This is a genomic window from Wohlfahrtiimonas larvae, assembly GCF_002006755.1.
Taxonomy (GTDB): Bacteria; Pseudomonadota; Gammaproteobacteria; order Cardiobacteriales; family Wohlfahrtiimonadaceae; genus Wohlfahrtiimonas; species Wohlfahrtiimonas larvae.
Genome location: NZ_MVDO01000130.1, coordinates 1 through 1,739, shown reverse-complemented (window position 1 = coordinate 1,739; position 1,739 = coordinate 1). Strand labels below are relative to the sequence as shown.

General features: G+C 32.8%; 3 protein-coding genes. 1 reads left to right on the top strand and 2 read right to left on the bottom strand.

The window, feature by feature from the left end; genetic code table 11:
- Positions 1 to 861: NAD(P)H-dependent glycerol-3-phosphate dehydrogenase (locus BZK14_RS07730; RefSeq protein WP_077925946.1), on the top strand; the 861-nt coding region annotated here is incomplete at its 5' end.
- Between the two features lie 56 nt (positions 862 to 917).
- Here BZK14_RS07730 and BZK14_RS07725 read toward each other — a convergent pair.
- Both BZK14_RS07725 and BZK14_RS07720 read right to left on the bottom strand, forming a co-directional pair.
- A complete protein-coding gene (locus BZK14_RS07725) occupies positions 918 to 1,097 on the bottom strand; it encodes an alanine-zipper protein (protein WP_077925945.1) in 180 nt (59 codons plus the stop codon).
- A gap of 127 nt (positions 1,098 to 1,224) precedes the next feature.
- Positions 1,225 to 1,739, bottom strand: a 515-nt coding sequence (locus BZK14_RS07720; RefSeq protein ID WP_143691405.1) for an alpha/beta fold hydrolase, incomplete at its 5' end; no start/stop codon positions are given.

The window sequence follows — 1,739 nt, the reverse complement described above, 5'->3', positions numbered from 1 at the left end:
CGATACAACCCCAAATATTTACCCAATATTCAGTATCCAGAAAATATTATTGCCACTGATTCATTGAAAGAGCTAGTTCAAAATTGTGATCAATTGGTTTTTGTTGTGCCATCTTTCGCGCTTTTGAGTATTTTAAAAGAGATTAAATCCATTGCTCATAAAGAATTATCATTCATCAATGCAACTAAAGGCTTAGAGCATGATAGTAACCGTTTCTTTTCAGAAATGATTGATGAAATATTTGATTCACCTGTGCAGGCTGTTTTATCAGGTCCAAGTTTTGCATCAGAAGTGGCTCGACATTTACCAACAGCCATTACAATTGCTTCCAAAAATGAGAGAGATGCTAAAAGTTTCCTACCATTGTTTCATCATCATCATATGCGAGTTTATTTAAATTCAGATCCCATTGGTGTTCAATTGGCAGGTACGTATAAAAATGTGATTGCGATTGCAGCAGGGATTTCTGAAGGGCTAGGTTTTGGCTGTAATGCAAGAGCTGCATTAATTACACGTGGTTTAGCAGAAATGACACGTTTAGGTGTTTCATTAGGTGCATCAGTGGAAACTTTTCTAGGTTTGGCGGGGGTGGGTGATTTAACATTAACCGCAACTAGTACAGAATCTAGAAACTATCGTTTTGGTAAGCTGATTGGTGAAGGGTTTACAAAAGCAGAAGCATTTGAAAAAATATTTCAAGTGGTTGAGGGTGCTAATAATGTGATTAATATGAAAGCATTGGGTGAAAAACAAAGCATCGAATTACCTATTGTGGCAGAAGTTTATAAAATTTTAACAGAAAATTTAGATCCCCAAATTGCCATGATTAATTTATTAGAGCGTTCTGCAAAAAGTGAATAAGAAAAAGCCTCTTTGGTATAAAGAGGCTTTTGGTTATTTGTAATGTAAAGACTCAATTATTTATAACGAGTTTTAGCAAAATAACGATCAAATTGTGCTTGAGTATTTAGAGCAATGCTTTTTGCTTCATTTGCAGTTACTAATGCTTCATCAGCAGTTTTTTGTGCATTTGTTGCACAGCCAGTAGCTACTAAACCCAAAGCGATTAAACCTGTTACTTTCAATAAACCTTTCATTGTATAACTCCTTAGTAAGTTAAGTGAAAAATTGACTTCTATATTATGTCTATTTCATAGACATAAATCAATTCTCGGGATAATTATAGTCCATTTATAGCTAAGTGGAAGATGCTATATAAAATATTTATTTTAGAAAATTAATTATATTTAAGTATAACATATCATTTTGAAATATATAGCTACTATGATTATGTTTTTCTAATATCAATAATTTAGAATTCTGAATATTTTCATGAATTTTCTCAAAAGTACCTGCTTGATAGAGGTCATTTTCTCCACCTATGATAAGCGTTTTGGCTTGAATCTTTTGCAGGTCTTCTATGTCAATATTAGGTTCATCTAACATCATTTTATATAGTGGATTAGGATCGTTTTTATATAAACGTTCCACGTAGCGTGTGCAGGCAATTGTAAAATCACTTGGTTTTAAGTTGGGTCCTAATAATAATGCATGATTAACCATTTCAGGATATTGAATAGCGAATAGCATTGTAATAATCGAACCATCACTAAAGCCAATAATATTCACCTCTTTTAACTGCATTGCTGTGATAAAAGCATAGAGATCATCCATCATGGTTTGATAATGAAATTGATCTGTTTGATCACTTAGTCCATGATTACGACTATCAATGGCAT